The organism is Bacillus sp. EB600 (genome assembly GCF_024494385.1).
Lineage (GTDB): Bacteria > Bacillota > Bacilli > Bacillales > Cytobacillaceae > JAEVLT01.
Genome location: NZ_JAEVLT010000004.1, coordinates 145,863 through 168,446, shown reverse-complemented (window position 1 = coordinate 168,446; position 22,584 = coordinate 145,863). Strand labels below are relative to the sequence as shown.

General features: G+C 38.1%; 20 protein-coding genes and 1 riboswitch. Of the genes, 13 read left to right on the top strand and 7 right to left on the bottom strand.

Annotated elements, in window-relative coordinates; all coding sequences use genetic code 11:
- The first annotated feature begins 81 nt into the window (after window positions 1-81).
- The 6 genes from JN080_RS06680 (at window position 82) to JN080_RS06655 (ending at window position 4,487) form a co-directional block, all read left to right on the top strand.
- Window positions 82-975 carry a cation diffusion facilitator family transporter gene (locus JN080_RS06680; RefSeq protein WP_305473779.1) on the top strand — a complete coding sequence of 298 codons (894 nt, stop codon included), beginning with the start codon at window positions 82-84 and terminating at the stop codon, window positions 973-975.
- Between the two features lie 263 nt (window positions 976-1,238).
- Entirely contained in the window at window positions 1,239-2,177 is a 939-nt protein-coding gene (locus JN080_RS06675) for a magnesium transporter CorA family protein (RefSeq protein WP_256235152.1), read from the top strand.
- 244 nt (window positions 2,178-2,421) lie between these two features.
- Complete coding sequence (locus JN080_RS06670) at window positions 2,422-2,598, top strand: hypothetical protein (RefSeq protein WP_256235151.1); 177 nt, start codon at window positions 2,422-2,424, stop codon at window positions 2,596-2,598.
- Window positions 2,599-2,732: 134 nt separating this feature from the next.
- Entirely contained in the window at window positions 2,733-3,140 is a 408-nt protein-coding gene (locus JN080_RS06665; RefSeq protein WP_256235150.1) for a cytosolic protein, read from the top strand.
- Window positions 3,141-3,276: 136 nt separating this feature from the next.
- Window positions 3,277-3,993 (top strand): VC0807 family protein, encoded by a 717-nt coding sequence (locus JN080_RS06660; RefSeq protein WP_256235149.1) that lies wholly within the window; start codon window positions 3,277-3,279, stop codon window positions 3,991-3,993.
- Window positions 3,994-4,355: 362 nt separating this feature from the next.
- Window positions 4,356-4,487: a DUF4023 domain-containing protein gene (locus JN080_RS06655; protein ID WP_256235148.1), complete on the top strand. Its 132-nt coding sequence runs from the start codon at window positions 4,356-4,358 to the stop codon at window positions 4,485-4,487.
- A 216-nt stretch (window positions 4,488-4,703) separates the two neighbouring features.
- Here JN080_RS06655 and JN080_RS06650 read toward each other — a convergent pair whose 3' ends face one another.
- From JN080_RS06650 to JN080_RS06620, 7 genes are all read right to left on the bottom strand, one after another.
- A complete protein-coding gene (locus JN080_RS06650) occupies window positions 4,704-5,267 on the bottom strand; it encodes an FAD-dependent oxidoreductase (RefSeq protein WP_256235147.1) in 564 nt (187 codons plus the stop codon).
- A gap of 203 nt (window positions 5,268-5,470) precedes the next feature.
- On the bottom strand, window positions 5,471-6,697 hold the full coding sequence (locus JN080_RS06645; RefSeq protein ID WP_256235146.1) for an MFS transporter: 1,227 nt from the start codon (window positions 6,695-6,697) through the stop codon (window positions 5,471-5,473).
- Between the two features lie 16 nt (window positions 6,698-6,713).
- Window positions 6,714-7,127, bottom strand: a complete 414-nt coding sequence (locus JN080_RS06640; RefSeq protein ID WP_256235145.1) for a MarR family winged helix-turn-helix transcriptional regulator — start codon at window positions 7,125-7,127, stop codon at window positions 6,714-6,716.
- Between the two features lie 203 nt (window positions 7,128-7,330).
- A complete protein-coding gene (metH, locus tag JN080_RS06635) occupies window positions 7,331-10,780 on the bottom strand; it encodes a methionine synthase (protein WP_256235144.1) in 3,450 nt (1,149 codons plus the stop codon).
- A complete protein-coding gene (locus JN080_RS06630; protein ID WP_256235143.1) occupies window positions 10,758-12,620 on the bottom strand; it encodes a bifunctional homocysteine S-methyltransferase/methylenetetrahydrofolate reductase in 1,863 nt (620 codons plus the stop codon). Before JN080_RS06630 ends, metH begins: the two co-directional genes overlap by 23 nt.
- Before the next feature lie 10 nt (window positions 12,621-12,630).
- The gene (gene metC / locus JN080_RS06625; protein WP_256235142.1) at window positions 12,631-13,803 is read right to left on the bottom strand and encodes a cystathionine beta-lyase; all 1,173 of its coding nucleotides are present in this window, start codon (window positions 13,801-13,803) and stop codon (window positions 12,631-12,633) included.
- Entirely contained in the window at window positions 13,803-14,915 is a 1,113-nt protein-coding gene (locus JN080_RS06620; RefSeq protein WP_256235141.1) for a methionine biosynthesis PLP-dependent protein, read from the bottom strand. The genes metC and JN080_RS06620 overlap by 1 nt, the downstream gene beginning before the upstream one ends.
- A gap of 110 nt (window positions 14,916-15,025) precedes the next feature.
- Window positions 15,026-15,141, bottom strand: a riboswitch (SAM riboswitch).
- A gap of 399 nt (window positions 15,142-15,540) precedes the next feature.
- Between JN080_RS06620 and JN080_RS06615 the strand changes: the two genes are divergently transcribed.
- The 7 genes from JN080_RS06615 to JN080_RS06585 all read left to right on the top strand — a co-directional run bounded on the left by JN080_RS06615 (window position 15,541) and on the right by JN080_RS06585 (window position 22,451).
- A complete protein-coding gene (locus JN080_RS06615) occupies window positions 15,541-17,475 on the top strand; it encodes a lasso peptide isopeptide bond-forming cyclase (protein WP_256235140.1) in 1,935 nt (644 codons plus the stop codon).
- An 18-nt stretch (window positions 17,476-17,493) separates the two neighbouring features.
- A complete protein-coding gene (locus tag JN080_RS06610; RefSeq protein ID WP_256235139.1) occupies window positions 17,494-17,619 on the top strand; it encodes a paeninodin family lasso peptide in 126 nt (41 codons plus the stop codon).
- A 93-nt stretch (window positions 17,620-17,712) separates the two neighbouring features.
- Window positions 17,713-18,651 carry an aldolase gene (locus tag JN080_RS06605; protein ID WP_256235261.1) on the top strand — a complete coding sequence of 313 codons (939 nt, stop codon included), beginning with the start codon at window positions 17,713-17,715 and terminating at the stop codon, window positions 18,649-18,651.
- Complete coding sequence (locus JN080_RS06600; RefSeq protein ID WP_256235138.1) at window positions 18,645-18,950, top strand: lasso peptide biosynthesis PqqD family chaperone; 306 nt, start codon at window positions 18,645-18,647, stop codon at window positions 18,948-18,950. The genes JN080_RS06605 and JN080_RS06600 overlap by 7 nt, the downstream gene beginning before the upstream one ends.
- Before the next feature lie 18 nt (window positions 18,951-18,968).
- Window positions 18,969-19,439, top strand: a complete 471-nt coding sequence (locus JN080_RS06595) for a lasso peptide biosynthesis B2 protein (RefSeq protein ID WP_256235137.1) — start codon at window positions 18,969-18,971, stop codon at window positions 19,437-19,439.
- A 1-nt stretch (window position 19,440) separates the two neighbouring features.
- Window positions 19,441-20,649, top strand: a complete 1,209-nt coding sequence (locus JN080_RS06590) for a nucleotidyltransferase domain-containing protein (RefSeq protein ID WP_256235136.1) — start codon at window positions 19,441-19,443, stop codon at window positions 20,647-20,649.
- The gene (locus JN080_RS06585) at window positions 20,646-22,451 is read left to right on the top strand and encodes an ABC transporter ATP-binding protein (RefSeq protein ID WP_256235134.1); all 1,806 of its coding nucleotides are present in this window, start codon (window positions 20,646-20,648) and stop codon (window positions 22,449-22,451) included. Before JN080_RS06590 ends, JN080_RS06585 begins: the two co-directional genes overlap by 4 nt.
- The last annotated feature ends 133 nt before the right edge of the window (window positions 22,452-22,584 follow it).

Genomic DNA, 22,584 nt, shown 5'->3' with positions numbered 1-22,584 from the left:
GAACCAAATAAGTTTAGCGGGTAGTACATAGAAACACCTATACTTTACTTGGGGAAAGATTGTTTCTGGGGTGGTTATATAATGGAACAGCGGGAGGCTATTGCTAATAAAATTGCGTGGATTAGTTTGGTATGCAATGTTTTATTAACAGTAGGAAAAATTACTATTGGATTGATTGGAAATAGTGATGCTGTGTTTGCAGATGGAATTCACTCTGCGGCAGATGTATTTGCATCGATTATTGTATTACTGGTTATTAGGATTTCTAATAAGCCTGCAGATAAAGAACATCCATATGGTCATGGAAAAGCAGAAGTGATTGTATCCGGTATCATTGGGATTCTGCTTTTTATGGTAGCACTTTATGTGGTGTTCGAAGGGGTAAGCGGTTTCTTCTATAAAGTTGAACCACCAACCTTTTTGGCGATGTGGGTGGCATTTTTTTCTTTTATTACAAAGATTATCTTATACCGTACATCTCTAAAGGTTGCTAAACAAAACAGTAGCAAAGCGATTGAAGCCATTGCGATCGATCATAAAGCAGATATTGTCGCATCCATTGCTGCTTCAATTGGGGTTTTAATTTCGATCATTGGGGAAAAGTTTGACTTGGCCTTCCTGCTTTATGGCGATAAAGTGGCCAGTATTTTTGTGGCCTTCTTGATTTTTAGAATTTCAAAAATGATGCTGACAGAAGCATTTAATATATTATTGGAGCGTAGTATAAATCAGGAAACGCTTCAAGAATATGTTGCGCTCATTTTAACATTTCCGGAGGTAAAGCGAATTGACCGCCTTAGGGCAAGAGAACATGGACATTATGTTCTCGTTGATTTACGGATTGCCATTAATCATTCTATGACCATAAAGGAAGGACATGATCTTTCTAAAAAAATAAAGGAAACATTAATGGGGAAATACGATAATATAAAAGAAGTGCTCATCCACTTGAACCCTTATTACCCAAAAGAATAGCAAAATTCCATAAAAAAATAGGTTTGTGCTTTCATGTATTTGGGTTTATGATAAAGAAGGATTTGTTCGCACTCCAGCGGACAGCAACGAAGGTTGCCTTCAAAAAGGAGAGGAGTTGATATTGTTGAGTTTTCCCATAGACCCAGACCCTAGTAGGCGAGGGGAAGTCAATATCTTTCAATTGATTGAATTGGATTCTACAAGAATATCAGCTCTGGTAAAGGTAAGCTGACTTCCTCTCAAACAGTGAGGAGGTTTTATGCATGTTGGAGATTTATAAAAGCAATGAGGGGAAAGCATTAGAATCAGTTGATGTTATTTCAAAAGGCTGCTGGGTAAACATGTATTCCCCAACAGAAGCAGAAATTAATCGGGTCGCACAGGATGCAGATATATCGGTTGACTTGATCAAAGATGCGTTGGACGATGAAGAACGTCCGCGTATTGAGAGAGAAGACGGACAGGTCTATATTATCGTCGACTATCCGTATATTACCCATGATGATTCTGGTTTTCCCATTTATGAAACAATCCCGGTCGGAATTGTCGTAACAGATGAGTGCGTCATTACTGTTTCCTTAAAGGATTCACCGATTATGGAGGATTTTAGAAAAAATAGAATCAAAGAATTTTTTACGTTTAAAAAGACAAGATTTGCCTTGCAATTCTTGTTTGTGATTTCTTCCTATTATCTCCGTTATTTAAAACAAATTAATAAGAAAACAAATGATATTGAACGTGAAGTTCACCAATCATTAAAAAATAAGGAATTATATGCATTTTTAGCTTTAGAAAAGAGTCTTGTTTATTTTACAACCTCACTGAAATCCAATAAAGTTGTATTGGATAAAATTCTTCGTTTTAATTATTTGAAAATGTATGAGGAAGATAAGGACTTATTAGAAGATGTTATTATTGAAAACACCCAGGCAATTGAAATGGCGGAAACCTACCGCTCGATTTTAAGCGGAATGATGAACGCTTTTGCCTCAATTATTTCTAACAACTTAAATATTGTCATGAAATTCTTAACGTCCATTACGATTATTTTATCGTTTCCAACGATGGTGGCCAGCTTTTACGGAATGAACGTTGATATCCCATTTCAGCATGCTCACCATTCATATATTGCGCCGCTAATCATTTCCGGATTTTTAACCACCTTAACAGCCTTTATATTTTGGAAAAAGAAATATTTTTGAAGGTGATAAACAGCCTGATCTCTTCTAACTATTTAGCCTTAGTTTGCTAAATATTGATAAGAGATCAGGCTGTTTTTTGCAAAAAGGTATTGAGATGAAATACTAGTACCAGCGCACACAGCCAATCAGCTGTTTCGGTTTTTGTAGGAAAAATGAGAAACCAATGGAAAATATATGAGGTGAGGATAAAAAATGATGAATCACAAAAGCTAGAGAAAAGAATTTTACGGAAGGGGTAATAAACTTGGCAAAGGAGAAAAAAGAACCGATGTTTCAAAGCGGAGAAATGGTTGATAAACTTGCTAAAGGACTTTATGGCTTAAATCCGGAAATGAGCTTATTGTCAGTCAATTTTGCACCTGATGAAAATAAATATTTGAATGAACATTATCAAAATGATTCGCAGGATGAAGAGAACTAGACCTTTAGGAGATCAACTATGTGTCCTTTCGAAGGACGAAGTAAAAGAAAAATTTGAGATTATTGAAAAAAAGGCAACTATATAGGGTATCCTAATACTAAATGCTTAAAAGCTGGGTTTGGAGGAGGAAAAAGATGCAATCATTTGTAGTTAGCTTTCACCAAGAAGATCATGTTGACGCAATGCAAATACAAAAATTAAACCAAGAGGATTTTGGAAAAGCTACAGAGGGTGGAACAAGACAGTTATTTGAATTGGATACAAATATTGGATACTTTGTGTTTTTTGATGCAGAGGATGTTGATGGGGTCGTTTCCTATCTTGTTTTACAATATGAGGAAGACAATGAAGATCCAACTGCATGCTATGCTTTCCGGTTGGAGGATTTTTACGAATTCACTGCCCTCTATTTGAATGATCTGGAGTTTAATGATGAAGACAATGACGAGGAAAATGAAGAGGAAGAGGAATACGGGCCAATTCATCATCTCGCCCATCTTCTTTTTCACATTGTTGAAGAAGGAAAGGATCTTGAAGCATAAAGAGCAGAGTACTCTGCTTTTTTTTTTGGCTTTTTCATGCAGGGACTGAACATTGTTTTGGAGACATCCTATTTTTGTGTTCATATTTTTAAAGAAAAATTAATAAATTGTACAACAAACAAAAATAGGAGTACCTATGATAAAACAAGTAAACTTACTATATGATATTGTATTTTACTTTGCACTGCCCATTCTTTTTTGGGAAATCAGCAGAGTTTATTTTTCTGACTATGTATCGATCCTTATTTCCTCCTTACCGGGTATTTCTTATAGCATCTATCGGTTTCTGCAAACAAATGGTGCTAATTTCACCCGAATATTTTTATTTTTAAATATCCTCGTCGGTTTGTTCATCGACATATGCTCACAGACCGCACTACAGCTATTGTGGAATGATGCCTATTATTCGTTGGGATTATGTATTGTTTATTTAACTAGCTGCTTGTTTAGGAAGCCGCTGTTTTTTTACTTTGCGCTAGACATCCTCGAACTGCAAGGATATGACCGTCAAATGACAAAAGAAATATTGTTGAAAAAGGGGGCATTATTGACGCTCAGAATCATTAGCCTTGTCAACGGCATGAAGGAGCTTCTTTTTGCAATCCTGTTAATGGGCCTTCTTCCACGCTACGGAGTCGAAATTTACACATTCTTTCTTTTGCTCGATCAACTGATTAGTTTCATCATGTCAGGTGTATCCTTAATTGGCTATTTATATCTATATAAACTCATTAACGAAATAGTGTTTGTAAATAAAATATCGGCGCGAAAAAAACCACTGTCGTTACCTGCAAAGTGGTATCATGTCTTTTTGGAAAGCAGCTATTTTTTTCTGAGAAAACATTTTTTCTAGGCAGCAGAGAATATAGGAATGAAAAAATCTTTGATTATTCAAGAATACTAATTCTTGTAATGGAAATAATTTCTGTATAATAGGAATAAATACCTAGATTAAAAATGGAGAAATATTTTGAGGGGGTTTTCTTATGATGGTTGAGATGCAGAAAGATCAAATGGGAAATTTCCATTAATGTTTATTCTTGTTGCATTGTAAGAAGTAGTAATGGCTGATGTACTAATGGCTACAAAACAAATGACAGTGAACCCGCTCCTAACCATTCTAACAAGGAGAATATCTAGTTACTATGTACATGTTCTCACCCTGAAATGGAGATAGTAACAAAATGATACTACTAAATACAAGGAGGGTACAAAATGGAGAGTACACATGAATTTGTGCAAAAATTACATGAAAAGCAAAAGAAGGATGAGGAAAATAGAAAACGTCAAGGCCATGGACATCCAGACAACAAGCTGCCAAATAATCAGCGCCATCCTGGGCCATAAATGGGTCTTTGTGAATTCATTAAGGTTCTGGCAGAGCAGCAAATAAGTCATTGAATGAGCATTGCCAAAAGAAAAAGAGGATGTCTCCAAAATGGTCAGACCCATTTGAGACATCCTTTTTTGTATGGGAGTTTCTAAAAGTATAGGCTTTTTAGTTATTTTCCAAAAAAGTGCGCCTTGCAAAAGCATTACAAGGGGCACCTGGGTAGTTTTAAATTACGCTTTTAATACATCATGGTCAACGTAGCGTTCACCATTGATTTCACTGATAACATTGACAGCAACTTTTGCACCATCACCAGCTGTAATAATCGTATGTACACTAACACCTGCAACCGTACCAGCTGCCCATATTCCATCCACATTTGTTTTACCATTGGCATCAACATCAATGATGGTTTTAACACGTGGCTCTGTTCCTGCTTTTGTAGTTAAACCAATTTTTTCTGCAAGATCAACGGCAAAGCCTGTTGCAAGAATAACATGTGAGGCTTCATATTCACCTTGATCTGTTTCTACTTTTAAACCAGTTTCTGATTTGCTAACGTTTGTGACAGTTGCTTGAACAATCTCTGCTCCAAATTTACTTGCTTGTTTTTTACCTGTTTCAATCAAATCAGGTCCCGAAATTTCTGCTACACCATAATGGTTTTCCATCCAAGCACGTTTCGTTACACTTTTATCATTTTCAATCACTAATGTTTTTTTGCCAGATTTTGCGGCAAACAAAGCAGCACTTCCACCAGCAGGTCCGGCACCAACTACAACAACATCATACATATGAAATTCCTCCTATATTAAAATTACTTTTATATAAGAATTATAACTTAAGAAAAAAGACAAGTAAAATCATCGACCTTCATGAATATGAAAAGTTTGGTATTAAAGAACGAAGACAGATTAGTTATTTGTTGGACAACCACAAAGTATACAAGTGCAAAAGAAAAAAGCTTCCAGTCAAAAAACGGCAGGAAGCTTTCTTTTTATAATTTTTGATCACTTATCTCAAAACTAGTTTGTTGCTTGGCTTTCTGCAGCTTCCTTTTGGCAGCTCGTTTGCGTGCATGTAGAAAGTAATAAAGAACGACCCCAAGCAGCACATAGAAAGAACTAATAAAATAAAAGGAACGAAAGCCAGTATTTGTGGCGATTAACCCATCAATATAAGAGCCAAAGCCCATTCCACTATCATAAATCGATAAGAAGGTAGCTGTAGCAACGCCCTTCCGGTGCGGCAATGCATCTTGGATAGCAATGGTTTGAAAAATAGGAAATATGGTCCCCCACCCTAAACCAATCAGCCCTGCAGAGGTTAGAAAGCCACCTGCACCCTGTGTTTGGCTTAAAATAAAAATGCCTAAGGCATATAAAATAATTGAAGGAAAAATGATTTTGTTCGCTCCATATAGATCGAACCATCTTCCTGTAAAAGGTCTTGAAGCAACAAGAATGATTGCATAAACGACAAAGAAAAGGCTTGAAACTCCTGCTAAATGAATTTCACTCGCGTATACCGACACGAAGGAGAGGAGAGATGAATAAATAATCGCAAAAAACGCTCCAGCAATGGAAATAGGGACTGCAGAGGCTTCAAATAAGCTTTTGAATGAAAACCCTTGCGCTGGATTTGGCTTCTTTTGTTCAATTTTAGGAAGCTTGATGACAAGCCCTGTAATAAATGCTGCTAAAGCAAAAACTGCACTAAGGGCAAATAAGGCATTAGCACCCCAGTGTTGAATGGTCGTTAAGCCAATAAATGGTCCCAGGACCATCGACAAATTGGTGGACATAATAAAATATCCCATTCCCTCACCACGTCGTGAAGTTGGAATAATGTTGGCTACTATTCCTCCAACTGCTGTTGTTGCCATTCCAAATCCAATCCCATGTAAAAAACGAAGCACTAAAAAGGTAGTCATTGATTTGGGAAAGAAATAGAGCAATGATGAAAAAAGAAAAATAAGAAAGGCCGTTATAAGTACTTTTCGATAACCTGATTGTTCAATCCATTTACCGGTAAACGGGCGGGAAATGATTGCTGAAATTAAAAATACAGTTGTCATTAGCCCTGCTTGGGAAGCATTGCTGTGAAACTGCTGGATCGAAAAAACAGGAAGAGTTACAAGTAAAAAATAAAATGTGCTAAAAAGAAAAAAATTACTTAAGGAAACACTAATAAAATCTTTTGTCCAAAGCTTTTGTTTGTTCATGTTGGACTCCTTTCTACTATTGCAGCTTTTTTAGCCACTTATGTAACGTTTCAAAAAGTTCTTCTTGGGTTGGTTCCGACAGTGGTTCTAGCAAAGAAAGATTTAAATCACTAACGGCTTTTTCCCATATTGGATATTCATTAAGGGCTTTTTCTGTTAATTGAATGTGTTTTTCACGTTTATCTTGACCTTGGACCTGTCTTACATAGTCCTGTTTTACCAGCCTTTGAATCGTTCTGGTTATGGGTGGTGCTTCGACAGACAAATAGTTACAAAGCTGTTTTTGTGTTAAGGAGCCTTCTTTCTCTAAAATATAGATTACAGCCCATTGTGCATTATACAAGCCATGCTGCTTCAATACTTCGTTTAAATTGTTTGTAAGTTGACGAGAAACCTGATGAAGTGTATGAATTAATTTATGTCGATCCATGAAGGGAATCCTCCCAAAACGAAATAGTTACCTAGGTAACTATATAGGAATGTAACTAAATTGTCAATAAATGTTCACAATTTAAACGTGGGGACCATAGAGGAGAGTATAACTAGTCAACAGCTAAAAGCTGAGGCACGATCATCAAAAGAAACCGCTTGGAGTAATTTCCCAAGCGGTTTTGAATGTAACATTGTATTTTTCTATTTTAAAACGTTAAAATAGCGTGCCTCAGGATGTGCAAAGACCATTGCAGTAACAGACGCTTCCGGCTCCATCATAAAGCCCTCTGTTAACTCGATGCCAATTTCCTCTGGCTGAATCAACCGGAACAGTTTCGCTTGATCCTCAAGTTCCGGACAGGCCGGGTATCCAAAGGAATAACGCTGTCCTTGGTAGTGGGCTGAAAACCGATCCTGCATCGTAAATTCGATTGGATCAGGGAATCCCCAGCGGTCACGGATTTGGCGGTGAATTAATTCAGCAAAGCCTTCAGCAGACTCAAGAGCCAATGACATAAGTGCATGACTTTCAAGGAAATGGCCCTCATGCTTGAATTGATCTGCTCTTTCACGAATACCTCTTCCAGCTGTAACCGCAAAGAAGCAAACATAATCCTTCACACCGCTGTCAACAGACTTGATAAAGTCAGCTAAACATAAATAAGGCTCCGATTCCTGACGAGGAAAATCAAATGTTTCAATGACCTTATCAGGCTGTTCCGGATCGTAAATATAAATTTTATTTCCTTCAGAATTAGCCGGGAAAAATTGATAAACCGCATTCGGATCTATCCATTGATTTTGACTGGCTTCACGAATAAGTCCGTTAACGATATCATTTACTTTTACCGCCTTGTCGTCTTTTTCTGCTAATAGTTTAGAAATCTTTCCCTTTACACCAAGGTGATGCCCGATCAGCATCTGCCTATTAATATATGGCTCAATATGGGAAAGAGAGTACGTTTTTAGCACATGTCGCTTAGTATCCTTTGGAACGAATACAGGAACATCAGTTGAAATGGTTATCTTTGGTTTCACTGCAACCGAAACAGCAGAATGACTTTGAAGATTGGTTGGAACTGCAAGAGAAGCGAGTTTTTCCTGTTTTTCCGCTACTAGCTGCTCATATTCCTCGGGCTTTTGGACCTGATTTGCAAGCGTTAATCCATACATTGCGTCTTTTGCATAAAGAACAAGCCCGTCGTATTCCTTCGAAATTTTCGTTTCAGTGAATTTCCGAGAAAGGGCAGCTCCGCCAACGAGGATCGGCAAGGAAATGCCAGCTTCCTTCATATCTTGGGCGGTAAGCACCATTTGTTGAGCGGATTTTACGAGCAAGCCTGACAGGCCGACGATATCCGGTTTTTCCTTGCGAATCGCTTGGATAAGATCATTTGGTGTTACTTTAATTCCAAGGTCGACTACGTTATAGCCATTGTTGCTTAGAATAATATCGACAAGGTTTTTCCCGATATCATGAACATCGCCTTTTACCGTTGCTAAAATTACTTTACCTTTTGAGGCGGCAACATCGCCTTTTTCCATATATGGCTCTAAAAATGCAACAGATGCTTTCATGACTTCCGCACTTTGCAGAACCTCAGCAACAATCAGCTGATTATCATTAAAAAGACGGCCGACTTCTTTCATACCATCCATTAATGGACCATTAATAATGTCAAGTGGTGCTGGATACGACTCAAGCGCTTTTTCAAGGTCAGGAATTAAACCTTCTTTTGTCCCTTCGATCACATAGTAGGAAAGCCGCTCTTCTAGGCTCATATCAAGAGTAGTGCTTTTCGCTTCTTTCTTTTTCCCACGGTAAAATTCCGTAAAGGTTGCTAATGTATCATCTGTCGTTTTAAAAAGCAGATCTTCTGCCATTGCTATTTCCTCTTTCGAAATAGAAGCGAACCGTTCCAGCTTTTCAGTGTTAACAATCGCATAATCAAGTCCCGCCTGTGTGCAATGGTAGAGGAACACGGAATTTAAGATTTCTCTGCCAACAGGAGGCAGTCCAAAAGACACATTGCTTACGCCAAGAATTGTTTGTGTTTCCGGAAGATGTTGCTTGATTAGTCTGATCCCTTCAACCGTTGCCTTTGCAGAGCCGATATATTGCTCATCACCTGTGCCCACAGGGAAAACCAATGGATCAAATATGAGATCCTGTGGATGAAGACCGTATTTATGAACTAACAGATCGTACGAACGTTTGGCAATCTCAAGCTTGCGTTCTGCTGTAACACCCATTCCTTTTTCGTCAATGGTTCCGACAACAACGGCGGCACCGTAGCGATGAATCAACGGAACAATAGCCTTAAAGCGGTCTTCGCCATCTTCCATATTAATCGAATTGATGATTGCTTTTCCTTGTGAGAATTTGAGCGCTGCTTCAATTACTTTTTCATCCGTTGAATCAATGACCAACGGAACCTTTACCTTTTTGACCACTTCTTTAATAAAGTTTTCCATATCAACAATCTCTTCACGGTCAGGGTCGGCTAAGCATATATCGATGACATGGGCGCCGCCTTTAACCTGGGCTCTGGCAACTTCAGCTGCTTCCTCAAATTTACCCTCTGTTATTAATCTTTTAAATTTTCGTGATCCGATAACATTTGTCCGCTCACCAACCATGATTGGCCTTAGGGTTGGATCGTCGTACACAAATGGTTCGATCCCGGAAACCATATGAACAGGGTCTATCTTTCGTTCCCGCGGCTGATAGTTTTTCATCACCTGGGAAATAGCCTTAATATGCTCAGGGGTTGTTCCACAGCAGCCGCCAACAATGTTCAACCAACCGTGACCAGCAAAATCAGCCAGCTTTTTCGCAAGCGTATCGGGTGTTTCATGATAATGTCCTTCTTCATCAGGAAGGCCTGCGTTCGGATAGCAGATTACGGCAGTGGTGGCCATGTCTGCAAGCGAGCGGATATGATCCTGCATAAACTCCGGTCCCGTTGCACAGTTTAGACCAACAGCAGTCGGATTCATATGCTCGACGGAAATGTAGAAGGCTTCAATCGACTGACCAGCAAGCGTGGTCCCCATTGGCTCAATTGTTCCGGATATGATTAACGGCAAGGTTTTGCCGGTTTTTTCAAATGCTCTTTCGATCCCAACAAAGCCAGCTTTTACATTCAACATATCCTGACTCGTTTCAAGCAGCAGCAGATCAACACCGCCGTCAATTAAACCAATCGCTTGCTCCTCATAGGAAGAAGCAAGCTGGTCGAATGTAGCTCCGCCGGTGACGCTCAATGTTTTCGTAGTTGGACCCATTGAACCGGCAACATAGCGCGGCCAATCGCTCGTTGAAGCTTCCTGTGCTGCCTTCACGGCAATTTGGGCGCCTACTTTATTAATTTCATAGGCTTTATAGCCCAGAGCATATTCATCCAAAACAATGCTTGTTCCACCAAAGGTATTTGATTCAATGATATCAGCACCTGCTTGTAAATATTCTTGATGGATCCTTGCAATGACCGAAGGAGCGGTTAAATTAAGATTTTCATTGCAGCCTTCATATTGCTCGCCTCCAAAGTCAGAAGCGGTAAGGTTTGCATTTTGCAGCATTGTGCCCATAGCACCGTCCATCACAAGGATGCGTTTTTTTAGTTGATCAGTTAATGATGTTTTCGGCATAGCTGCTCCTCCTCAATTTGCTTGCACGCTGACGGGTATAAGTGGCTAACTCAGCCGTTAACTCATAGCGTAAAAATGGTGTAATTAAATAAATTCCGTTGAATAAGTCCAGTGCTGCGTCAATTAATGATTTGGTAATTTCGATTCCTTCTCGGCTTGCTTGGATTGGATCATCTTTAAATTTGGCCATCCGGTCGCGGATCGTATCAGCAATTTTGATGCCAGGTACTTCATTATGAAGAAATTCAGTGTTTTTACCGCTAAGCAAAGGCATTAAGCCAATATAAATCGGCGCTTTAAGCTGCTTTGTGTGTTCATAAACCTCGACTAATTTTTCCTCTGAAAAAACAGGCTGGGTAATGAAATAATCAGCCCCATATTCGATTTTCTTTTCGAGTCGTTTGACCGCTTTATCAAGGGTACGGACATTTGGATTAAAGGCTGCAGCAATACTGAAGTCGGTTTTTTGGCCTAAGTCCTTTCCGGAAAATGACAAGCCTTCATTTAACTGCTTCATCATCTGAATCAATTCAAACGAAGAAACATCATAAACAGATGATGCCCCAGGAAAATCGCCAACCCGCGCCGGGTCACCGGTAATTGCCAGCACATCATGCAATCCCAATGTATGCAATCCCATTAAATGTGATTGCAAGCCGATAATATTGCGGTCTCGGCAGGCAATATGAATGAGCGGCCTCATCGCTAATTTTGACTTTACGAGGTAGCCTAGGGATTCATTTGAAATCCTGACGGAAGCGAGTGAATTATCAGCCATTGTAATCGCGTCAATTCCAGCTTCCTTCAGTACTTTTGCCCCTTCGAAAAATTTTGTTGTATCCAGCTTTCGGGGCGGATCTAATTCGACAATAACGGATGGTCTCTCTTTAACTTTCTCCTCAAGTCGAGGAAATTCTCTTTTTACACTGGATGTTTCGATAACAATTTTCTCTGGTACTAATTTTACAGTCTTTTCAGTTGTTGGAGCAACATTTTTGAGTTCCGCTGCAAATGCACGAATATGCTCCGGCGTCGTTCCACAGCAGCCGCCTAATAAGCGAACCCCTTGCTCTCGAAAGTCTTGCGCTGCTTTTCGGAAATACTCTGAGTCACTCTCATAGTGGAATTTTCCATCTGTATAGGTTGGCAGACTTGCGTTTGGAAAAGCTGACAGATAAGCATGCTTTGGCAGTTCAACCTGTTCAAGGGTCTTTAACATATGATGAGGGCCAAGCCGGCAGTTTAACCCGACAACATCGGCTCCGAGCGCTTCCAGCCGCTTAAACTCTTCATTAATCAGTGTTTGATCCTGTAATATTCCTATTTCTAAGAGGGATACTTGTGCAATAATCGGCAGCGTTGTTTCCTTGCGGGCGATCGTTAGCACTGTTTCCAGTTCGGTCCGGTCATAGTACGTTTCGAGAATAATCCCGTCAACTTCTTCTAGTAAAAGACAATATAATTGTTCACGGAAGCTCCGTTTTATGTCTTCTATTGTTATCGAATTTGGTTTTATGCCCCGGTTTCCGCCGATTGTTCCAAGAATATAGGCATTGTCCTGGGCAGCTTTTTTAGCATTTTTTACAGCGGCGCTATTAATCTCTTTAACTGAGTCCTCCAAGCCATATCGTTGCAGCTTCAAATAGTTGGCGGCATATGTGTTTGTCTGGATCACATCCGCACCGGCCTCGATATAGGCCGAGTGGATGCTTTGGATTTGTTCAGAATGTGATAGATTTAGCTCCTCAAAGCAGCTGTCCTTACCAAAGGAATAGAGAAGAGTGCCCATGGCTCCATCGCCGATTAAAATTTGTTTTTCCAGCTTTTTTAGAAAATTCATTTCCATTCTCCTAAACTAATTGTTTGGCTTGAACAAACTTTAACGCGTCTGAAAAATCCTTAATAAGATCATCTGGATTCTCTAGGCCGACAGAAAGTCTTAGCAGGCTATTGGTAATGCCGCGTTGTTCTCTTTCTGCCTGTGGCATAGCCGCATGTGACATTGTTTTCGGATAGGACAAAATGGATTCCACTGCCCCAAGGCTTACCGCAAAAACAGGGATTTTTACTTCCGATACAAATAAACGAAGGGTTTCTTCATCCTTTAATTCAAAAGATAATACAGCACCTGCTCCTGTTGCCTGTTCCTTTTGGATTTGGTACTGCGGGTGGTTTACAAGTCCAGGGTAAAAAACCTTGTTGACAAGCGGATGAGAATTTAAAAACTCAGCTATTTTGAGGGCTGATTTTTGTGCGTGCTCCAAGCGAACATGCAGTGTTTTGATTCCTCTCATCACAAGCCAAGCATCTTGAACACCAAGAACGGCACCAAATGAATTTTGCAGGAAGTATAGGCGCTTCGCTAAATCTTCATCCTTTACAACGGCAAGTCCAGCGAGAACGTCGCTATGGCCTGCTAAAAATTTAGTCGCACTATGCAGGACAATGTCAGCGCCCAGATCAAGCGGCCTTTGCAATGCCGGAGTTAAGAAAGTATTATCAACAAATGTCAGCGCTCCAACCTCTTTGGCAATCTGGCTGACGGCTTTGATGTCTGTAACCTTTAACGTCGGGTTTGATGGTGTTTCAACATAAAAGAGCTTCGTATTTGGTTTGATTGCTGCTTTTACTTGTTCTAGATCGGTCATGTCAACAAATGTATGGTCAATTCCTAAGCGGGGAAGCACTTCCGTCACCAGACGGAATGTTCCGCCGTAAACATCCTCCGTTATGACCACATGGTCCCCAGCGGAAAGAAGCAGAAATGCCATTGAAATGGCAGCCATTCCTGATGCAAAGGCAAAACCTCTTGTGCCGCCTTCTAATTCAGCAATGACATCTTCAAGTGCTTCCCTTGTAGGATTTAAACTGCGGCTGTAATCGTATTTTCCAAATTGGTCGATATCAGATTGATGAAAGGTGGTTGCATGTTGAATCGGTACACTGACAGCCCCAGTAGCCTCATCAATTTTATGCCGATTGTGCAGTAATCTCGTTTCAAAACTAAATTCTTCGTTTTCCATTATGCATTCACTCCTTCTTTAATGTTAGCAAAAGCTTGTTCTAGATCGGCGATTAGATCCTCTGCATCTTCAATTCCTACCGAAAAACGTAATAAGCGGTTATCAACGCCAGCAGCTATCCTTTTTTCCTCGGGAATATCTGCATGTGTTTGTGTTGCTGGATAAGTAATCAAGCTCTCTACGCCGCCAAGGCTTTCCGCGAAAGAGACAAGTGATAGACCTTGTAAAAATGGATTAATCCATGTTTCTTCCTTTAAACGGAAGGAAATCATCCCGCCTCTGCCGGGATAAAGTACATCTGTAACACCCTCATGGTCAGTAAGATAGCTGACAATTGCTTTGGCATTTTTCTCGTGCTGCTGCATTCTAAGCGATAAAGTTTTCATTCCGCGAATCAGCAACCATGAGTCAAATGGACTTAGAACAGCACCGGCGCCGTTATGATGCAGGGCCAAACCATCACAAATTTCTTTCCCCTTTGCAACAATGAGACCGGCAAGAACATCATTATGTCCGCCAAGGTATTTTGTTGCGCTATGGATGACAATATCTGCGCCAAGCTTGATCGGCTGCTGCAAAATCGGGGTATAAAATGTATTATCAACAATAAGCAATACACCGTGTTTCTTAGCAATTTCAGCAACGGCTGTAATGTCTGTTTGCTGCATAAGTGGGTTTGTCGGAGTTTCAAGGAAGATCGCCTTTGTTTGATGGGTAATCTTACTTTCAATCTCTTCCGGACAACATGTGTTTATATAATTAGCACTTAATCCCCATTTTTTATAGCCTTGTTCTAATAAGCGGTACGTTCCGCCATATAAATCCTCGCTTACTAACCATTCATCACCTGATTGAAATAAGGAAAGGACGGTAAAAATAGCTGCCATACCGGAGCTGCAGGCAAAGCCTTGATCGCCGCATTCTAAATCGGCAATAGCTTGTTCAAGGATCTGTCTTGTTGGATTCCCTGTTCGAACATAATCAAAGCCAGTTGATTGCCCAATTCCTGCATGACGGTAAGCAGTAGAAAAATAAACAGGCGGGTTTACTGTTCCTGTAGCTGTATCACTTCGATTTCCAATTTGCGCAAGTTTTGTGTCAATTTTCACCATGATGACATCTCCTTATGATAGTTTAAAAGGTTTCAATCCTATAAGAGGTAATAAAAAAAGTCCTCCCACTGAAGAAGAAGACTTTTGTTAGCAAATTCACATAGTCATTCTTCTTATCTCCCAAGTTAGTAAAAAACTTGTAGGACTTAGCACCTTTTCAATGAAAACACCATTGAAGGTTGCTGAGGCGTCTTCGGGCCATTCCCTCAACCTCTCTTGATAAGAAATTAATATTTCGATTATTTATAAAATTTACTACAATGACAGGTAATTGTCAATATAAAATTAAACCTATGTTTTAAGTGGGCTTTTTTATAAATTGGCTAATTGAATGGAAATGTAAAGCTTGGGTAAAAAGTAATGTTATTTTTCAGAATATTATTGACAGCTGATTTAATAGATGATAATTTATATTTACAAGATGTTCTTTATAAAGAACCAACGGAACCTAAATAAAGCTAATTTGAAAATACCATGTATTTTGTTTGTATAAAGCAAAATTTTATAAAGGAAATGAAAATGGATGATTCCCTTCGGTTAATCATGCCTGGATCGTTCTATTTACCGAACTATTATTCGAAATAGTAAACATTCTTCATATATATATATACTGCGGGAGGAAAACATGAGCGCAATTGCCGGTATTTACCACTTAAATGATGAACCGATTAATCTTGAACATGGCAGACGAATAATGAAAGCTCTGGAGAAGTTCCCCGCAGATGATATTCAAACATGGCATAACGACAAAGTGTTCCTTGGCTGCCATGCTCAGTGGATCACGCCAGAATCGATCGGCGAGAAGCTTCCATATTATGACTATGAAAGACAGTTAGCGATCACAGCCGATGCCATCATTGATAACCGGGACGAGCTATTTGATAGATTACAAGTGGACCGGGGCCGCAGAAAAGTCATAACCGACAGTGAGCTCATTTTACTAGCTTACTATAAATGGGGAGAAGAAACTCCCAAGTTTCTCGTCGGTGACTTTGCTTTTATGATTTGGGATGAAAAAAAAGGGAAACTATTTGGTGCAAGGGACTTTTCAGGCAGCAGGACATTATATTATTTTTTTAATGGTCAAAAAATGGCCTTTTGCACTGCGATAAAACCACTGCTCTCATTACCATACATTGAGAAAAAACTTAATGAAAATTGGTTGGCTGAATTTTTGGCTATACCGGTTAACTTTGAATCTGTGGATCCTTCCACAACAATCTACCAAAATATTGAACAGGTACCTCCTTCACATTCAATATCAATCGTAAATAATAGGATGTCGATTTCAAGATATTCTACATTAACAGATGGAGTAAAAATAAACCTTAAGTCAGATCAAGAATATGAAGAAGCATTTCGTGATGTTTTTGGAGCTGCCGTAAAATCTAGAATACGAACCTATCACAATGTTGGGGCGCATTTAAGCGGGGGACTAGATTCAGGATCTGTTGCAAGCTTTGCTGCAAAAGAATTAAAAAAAGAAAATAAAAAGTTACATACATTTAGTTATGTTCCTGTCGATGATTTTATTGACTTTACGCATAAAAGCAGAATAGCAAATGAGAAATCTTATATAAAATCAACTGTTGAATTTGTAGGAAATATCAACGACCAATATTTAAGCTTTGAAGAAAAAAACCCATTTACAGAAATAAACGAATGGCTTGATATTCATGAAATGCCCTATAAGTTTTTTGAAAACACTTTTTGGTTAAAAGGAATTTATGAGCAGGCTCATTCGCAAGGTATAGGAGTATTACTTAATGGACAAAGGGGCAATTGGACAATATCTTGGGGACCTGTTCTTGATTACTATGCTGTTTTATTAAAAAAGATGAATTGGATCCGATTATTTCATGAATTAAGCCTATATAGCAAAAACATATCCGTAAAGAAATCAAGGATTATGACTGAAGTCCGAAAAAAGGCATTTCCAGCTGTCTATAAATTAATTAACACAAATGATCATTTTCACTTTCCAATGATCATTAATCCCGAATTCGCTGAAAAAACACATGTGTTAGAGAACCTTCAAGAACACGGTATTGATATTTCAGCGTCTGAATTTCCAAGTGCTTATGAGGTAAGAAAAAGGCAATTTGAAAAATTGTATTATTGGAATACAACGGGTACTTACGGTTCAAAGTTATCACTGCGCTATTCCCTTTTGGACCGTGACCCAACCAATGATTTACGCGTTATTAATTTTTGCTTATCAGTTCCTGAACATCAATTTGTTCGAAATGGATTAGATAGATCACTTGTGAGAAGAGCTACGAAGGATTATTTACCAGATAAAGTGCGATTAAATCTTAGAACTAGAGGGGTACAGGGTGCAGACGGTGTTCATCGTATGACTAAGTACTGGGACGATTTTATAAATGAACTTGAACAGTTAAGTGCAGATTCGCTAATAGGAGAGTTTTTAAACTTAAAAGTAATTAAAGAGGCAATTTCAAAGTTAGGGAGAGAGGCAAAACCTGAATACGCTTTTGATTTTGATTTTAGAATTCTAATGCGTTTTTTAATCGTTTCTCGCTTTATCAAAACATTTTAATTGAAGGGAGGTGACAACATGAAAAAGGAATGGCAAAAGCTAGAGTTAGAAGTACTTAATATCAGCATGACAATGGCAGGACCAGGAATTAAAACTCCTGATGCAGTACAACCTGACATCGATGAAGTAGTCCACTATAGTTAATTTACCAAGTTAGTTCATCCTGCCCTTATACAATGAAACATAGTATGAGGGCTTTTCAAATTAATGAATGGGGTTGGAGGGAGATATTTGTCAATAGGGATTGCAGAAGGAACAATTTATAAAGCGTTTGGTTTAGTAATTCTTAGTGAAATTCCTCTTCCTGAATTAGTAGAATCGGAAGAAAATGGTGAGCAAGTCGATATCTCTATTAATATAGATAATAACTTATCGCATATGTGGAATAAATCTGAATATGAACCAGGGAAGTTTGCTGTTGAAGAAAACTCCGTGATGTTTCAAATACCCAATACGGCCACCTTTTGTATAAAAGATGGGAAATCAATCATTGTTTTGCCGATGAAAGGATCAGAGGCAGCCAAGATTCGATTATATATACTAGGAACGTGTATAGGTGTGCTGCTGATGCAAAGAAGGATCCTTCCTTTGCATGGTAGTGCTGTTGCTATTGATGGAAAGGCGTATGCGTTTATCGGTGAATCTGGAGCAGGAAAATCAACCTTAGCGTCGGCTTTTATAAGTAAGGGATACAGACTCCTTAGTGATGATGTCATAGCTATTGACTTCAAAGATGGTAGTAATGTTCCCTCTGTGATGCCATCATACCCTCAACAGAAATTATGGCAAGAAAGTTTGAGAGAATTTGGAATGGAGACAAAGAATTATCACCCATTATTCGAGCGTGAAACAAAGTATTCCATTCCTGTTAAATCTAACTTTTTTCCGAATCCTTTACCCCTTGCAGGTGTCTTTGAACTTAGCAAATCAGAGAATCCAAGTATTTCACTTTGTAAAATTGAAGGATTGGTAAGGTTTCGTACAATACTTAACCAAACGTTTCGCAGTTCATTAATCAATCGATTAGGGTTATCAGAATGGCATTTTAAAGCTTCATCAAAATTCATAAACAAAATAGATATATACCAGTTGCAGCGCCCAACCTCAAGATTTACTGCAGATGATTTAGTATCAACTATTTTAAAGTCGATAGCCATGGAGGAAAGCAAATGTTGAACACACATAAAATATCTTTAGAATGTCTTATTATTCAGAGTCCAGGAAACATAGTAAGTGATATGGATGGAGAAAAAGTAATGATGAGCATTTATAATGGAAAGTATTACAATCTTGGTGAAATAGGTGGGGTTATTTGGGATTTAATAGAGAAACCAGCTCTTGGAAATCAATTAATAGCTAAATTAATAACTGAATACAATATTGAAAAAGCTGATTGTGAAGAGCAAGTATCCAATTTTCTGGAATCATTGTACAAGGAAGGACTTATTCAAATTGTTGAAGATTCCAACTCTTAGATTAGTTTTGAAAGGATCATGATCATGGTGAAGAAGGTCAAAGCCTTTTTTTTATTCGATACAACAACAAAGCTATTGTTTGTTGAAGCCTTCTTTTTACTCGCATGGGCTCGCTTTCTAAAAAGCTTGCCATTTTCTAAAGTCGTACCTCTATTAGGGAAACAAATGTGTGAAACATCCTTATCGTATAATGAATCCCATTTGAAATTAATTAGAAGTGTTTCTCTTGCAGTAAACGTAATGAGTCGATATACATTTTGGGAAAGTATGTGTTTGGTAAAGGCAATTACTGCAATGAAAATGTTAGAAAGACGTAAAATCGAAAGTACCCTTTATTTGGGAACTGGGAAAGATGACGCTGGAAAAATGATCGCCCATGCTTGGTTACGTAGTGGACCTTTCTATCTTACCGGAGCTGAGGAAAAGAACAATTTTACGATTATCGGGAAATTTGCAAAACAAATAAGCTTAACGAATAAAGGGGATTAAGATGGCTGCCAATTTCAAACTCGATGTATCTAACTTTTCAAGAGAATTAAGTTTGTTGCTTGAACTGATAAAGTTAGATGAGGCTGGAAATACTCATTTAATTAAAAAAGAAGCTTTTACCGATATAGAATGGGACCAATTCCTGCTACTGGCTAAACACCACAGAGTATACCCGATCATTTATAAGAATCTAAAAAAAGTACCCGAAGATTGGTTCCCCCTATATGTTGGTTCGGAATTATCCCGATTATATCAAAATAATACGATTCAGATGCTGCATTTAACTGGTGAAATGGAGCAGGTAAATAAGGTGTTTTTTGAAAATGGTGTCCGCGTGCTTTTTCTAAAAGGACCAGTACTAGGCACTGCTCTTTATGGTGATGTATCACTAAGAACATCTTCCGATTTAGACGTTCTTATCCCAATGAATAAATTAAAGAAAGCGGAAGAAGTTTTGTTAGAGAAAGGTTATATAAAGGATGATTACATACAGTCCATTTTACATGACTGGAAATGGAGACACCACCATATAACCTTTTTTCATCCTGAAAAAAGGATCAAACTTGAAATTCATTGGAGAATGAATCCCGGCCCTGCAAAAGAACCAAAATTTAATGAGTTATGGGGAAGAAAAATTGCAAGAACTAGCTCACTGACTAGTTACCCCACTTATTATTTAGGTTATGAGGATTTATTTTTATTTCTCGTAACACATGGTGCCCGGCATGGGTGGTCAAGAATTCGCTGGCTGGTTGATATAGTAAAAATGACAAAGAAAGATATAAAGTGGGAGGAACTCATTAAATTACTACGAAAATATCATTACCTTCATTTAGGCGGTCAGTCATTAATCTTAAGTGCCCAATTATTAAATGTAAAAGTTGAAAAAGAGATGAATGACTTAGTAGAAGGAAAGAGGCCCAAGCAATTAGCTCAAGATGCCCTGTACTATATCAGGCAAATAGTTAATCTACATACAGAACCCGTGCCCCAAGAAATAGCGGACTATCATAAACGGCATTTATTCAAATTAATGTCTATTAGGCAAAAACTTTTATTTAGTTTAAGTTTCCTTTACCCCTTTGCAATTGATGCTGACACATTACCATTACCAAAGGTACTTCATATTTTATATTTTCCCTTACGTCCAATGTTAATGCTGTGGAGAAAAACGAAGAACCGCGCAATTCCTAGGAGGGCACAAAATTGATTCAAGTTCTTTATTTTATTAAGCGATTATATTCGTACTCCGGCAGTATATTATATATAAACCTTCTAGGAATGGGGTTAGTTAGTTTTCTTGAAGGAATCGGAATATTTCTATTAATCCCGATGATTAGCTATAGTGGAATAGTCAATATGAATGTTGGCGATAAACATTTTGTTAAGTTTTTTAGTTTCATGCAGGAATATCCTAAAACATATGTACTCATGTTTATCTTAGGATCCTACATCTTATTAGTAATTGGCCAGAATCTTTTACAAAGAAATCTTTCAATTAGAAATGTGAAAATTTCAAATGGCTTTATTCGCCAATTAAGGTTGGAGACGTATAGTTCACTATTAAAAGCAAATTGGAGTTTTTACACAAAGGAAAGAAAATCAGATTTGATTAATATCATGACAATGGAACTAGCGCGAGTCGCAGGGGGAATTAACCAATTTTTATTATTTTTAACATCACTTGTGTTTTCTTTGATACAAGTTATTATCGCTTTTTATTTATCAACGAAGCTGACACTTTTCGTCTTACTATCGGGTCTAATCCTAGCCTTCTTATCACGAAAATTTATTAAACAATCAAAAATTATTGGAACAAAAACTTCAGTATTAGCACAAGAATATCTTGCAGGGATAACGGATCAATTAAATGGCATTAAAGATATTAAAAGCAATACCTTAGAAGAGTCCCGATTAAATTGGTTCCGTTCATTGACTAGAGGAATGATAGATGAGCAAATTGAATATATAAAGTTAAAAACTACTTCCCAGATGTTTTACAAAATCGCATCAGCAAGTTTAATTGCCTTGTTCATTTTTATTTATATCATGGTATTTGAAGCTAAAACAGAGCAATTTTTATTAATTTTTATTATTTTTTCTAGACTTTGGCCAAAAATTACAGAAATTCAATCCAGTTTTGAGCAGATTGCCACAACAATTCCAGCTTTTGAATCATTAATAGAATTGCAGGAAAAATGTAAGAACGCTACCGAAATTCCAGACGGTAATAAAATAAATTACTTAAATATAAAACCATTATGTATTAATGAAGGAATAGAATGCCAAAATATTTATTTTCGCTATAATAAATCAGAATCACTCTATGCTCTTCGCAATATTAACTTAAAAATTCCTGTAAATAGCGTCACAGCTATTGTGGGTCAATCTGGTGCCGGAAAAAGTACATTAATTGATTTATTAATGGGGCTTAATAAACCGGAACAGGGAAATGTGCTAGTAGATCGAAATATACTTACTGATGATAGGTTATTGTCCTGGAGACGTTCAATTAGCTATGTTCCACAGGAACCTTTCTTGTTTAATGCAAGTATTAGAGAAAATTTACTTTTGATCGCTCCCAATTCAAGTGATAAGCAGATTTGGGGGGCACTTGAGTTTTCTGCGGCTGCTGAATTTGTGAATAATCTTCCAATGGGACTTGATACAATTGTAGGGGATAGGGGAATAAGACTTTCAGGCGGAGAACGTCAAAGACTGGTTCTTGCTCGAGCTATACTACGCAAACCATCTGTGCTCGTTTTAGATGAGGCTACAAGTGCCTTAGATTCAGACAATGAGGCAAAGATTCAAGATGCACTAGAAAGAATTAAGGGAACAATGACAATTATCATCATTGCCCACCGCTTGTCTACTATACGCAATGCCGATCAAGTGATTGTAATGGAGCAAGGTGAAATTATTCAACAAGGAAAATTTGGGCAATTGGCGAGTGATCAAAGCGGTGTATTTAGTAATTTGTTAAAGAAACAAATGGTGGTAAATGTTTGAGGAAAAAAGTATTTTATATGAGACAATATTTCGTTGACACGTTCTTTATAATGAACTAAAATAAAGGAAGAGAAGTAAGCAGTAGTACTTATAGGTTATTATTGATAGAAATTTTAAAGAAAAAACAAGGAAA

Excerpts from the sequence above, each read along its gene's own strand:
- JN080_RS06680 (WP_305473779.1), top strand. The coding sequence starts at position 82 with ATGGAACAGCGGGAGGCTATTGCTAATAAAATTGCGTGGATTAGTTTG.
- JN080_RS06675 (WP_256235152.1), top strand. The coding sequence starts at position 1,239 with ATGTTGGAGATTTATAAAAGCAATGAGGGGAAAGCATTAGAATCAGTT.
- JN080_RS06665 (WP_256235150.1), top strand. The coding sequence starts at position 2,733 with ATGCAATCATTTGTAGTTAGCTTTCACCAAGAAGATCATGTTGACGCA.
- JN080_RS06660 (WP_256235149.1), top strand. The coding sequence starts at position 3,277 with ATGATAAAACAAGTAAACTTACTATATGATATTGTATTTTACTTTGCA.
- JN080_RS06655 (WP_256235148.1), top strand. The coding sequence starts at position 4,356 with ATGGAGAGTACACATGAATTTGTGCAAAAATTACATGAAAAGCAAAAG.
- JN080_RS06650 (WP_256235147.1), bottom strand. The coding sequence starts at position 5,267 with ATGTATGATGTTGTTGTAGTTGGTGCCGGACCTGCTGGTGGAAGTGCT.
- JN080_RS06645 (WP_256235146.1), bottom strand. The coding sequence starts at position 6,697 with ATGAACAAACAAAAGCTTTGGACAAAAGATTTTATTAGTGTTTCCTTA.
- JN080_RS06640 (WP_256235145.1), bottom strand. The coding sequence starts at position 7,127 with ATGGATCGACATAAATTAATTCATACACTTCATCAGGTTTCTCGTCAA.
- metH (WP_256235144.1), bottom strand. The coding sequence starts at position 10,780 with ATGCCGAAAACATCATTAACTGATCAACTAAAAAAACGCATCCTTGTG.
- JN080_RS06630 (WP_256235143.1), bottom strand. The coding sequence starts at position 12,620 with ATGAATTTTCTAAAAAAGCTGGAAAAACAAATTTTAATCGGCGATGGA.
- metC (WP_256235142.1), bottom strand. The coding sequence starts at position 13,803 with ATGGAAAACGAAGAATTTAGTTTTGAAACGAGATTACTGCACAATCGG.
- JN080_RS06620 (WP_256235141.1), bottom strand. The coding sequence starts at position 14,915 with ATGGTGAAAATTGACACAAAACTTGCGCAAATTGGAAATCGAAGTGAT.
- JN080_RS06615 (WP_256235140.1), top strand. The coding sequence starts at position 15,541 with ATGAGCGCAATTGCCGGTATTTACCACTTAAATGATGAACCGATTAAT.
- JN080_RS06610 (WP_256235139.1), top strand. The coding sequence starts at position 17,494 with ATGAAAAAGGAATGGCAAAAGCTAGAGTTAGAAGTACTTAATATCAGC.
- JN080_RS06600 (WP_256235138.1), top strand. The coding sequence starts at position 18,645 with ATGTTGAACACACATAAAATATCTTTAGAATGTCTTATTATTCAGAGT.
- JN080_RS06595 (WP_256235137.1), top strand. The coding sequence starts at position 18,969 with ATGATCATGGTGAAGAAGGTCAAAGCCTTTTTTTTATTCGATACAACA.
- JN080_RS06590 (WP_256235136.1), top strand. The coding sequence starts at position 19,441 with ATGGCTGCCAATTTCAAACTCGATGTATCTAACTTTTCAAGAGAATTA.